At 67.4% G+C, this 639-nt stretch carries 1 protein-coding gene; it reads left to right on the top strand.

Annotation, left to right across the window (positions count from 1 at the left end; translation table 11 throughout):
• Nucleotides 1-639, top strand: a 639-nt coding sequence (locus tag WS45_RS27935) for an ABC transporter ATP-binding protein (protein WP_156437304.1), incomplete at both ends; no start/stop codon positions are given.

Below are 639 nucleotides of genomic sequence, written 5' to 3' on the forward strand. Positions count from 1 at the left end.
CCGCGGCTTCAACAAGACGCAGGGCGAACTGCTCGTGCTCGACGACGCGAACCTGTCGCTGCGCGAAGGCGAGATCGTCGGGCTGCTCGGCCGTTCGGGCTCGGGCAAATCCACGCTGCTGCGGATCATCGCCGGTCTGATCGAGCCGACCGGCGGTGAAGTGACCTACCTCGGCAAGCCGCTGACCGGCCCGGCCGAAGGCGTCGCGATGGTGTTCCAGACCTTCGCGCTGTTTCCGTGGCTGACCGTGCTGCAGAACGTGGAAGCCGGGCTGGAAGCGCTCGGCGTCGGCGCGCGCGAGCGGCGCGAACGCGCGCTCGCCGCGATCGACCTGATCGGTCTCGACGGCTTCGAGAACGCATACCCGCGCGAGCTGTCGGGCGGCATGCGTCAGCGCGTGGGTTTCGCGCGCGCGCTCGTCGTCGACCCGACGATCCTGCTGATGGACGAGCCGTTCTCGGCGCTCGACGTGCTGACGGCCGAAACGCTGCGTACCGACCTGCTCGACCTGTGGACGCAAGGCCGCATGCCGATCAAGTCGGTGCTGATCGTCACGCACAACATCGAGGAAGCGGTGTTCATGTGCGACCGGATTCTCGTGCTGTCGTCGAACCCGGGCCGCGTGATCGCCGAAATCAA

Origin of the sequence: Burkholderia sp. RF2-non_BP3 (assembly GCF_001522185.1) — a bacterium.
GTDB lineage: Bacteria > Pseudomonadota > Gammaproteobacteria > Burkholderiales > Burkholderiaceae > Burkholderia > Burkholderia diffusa.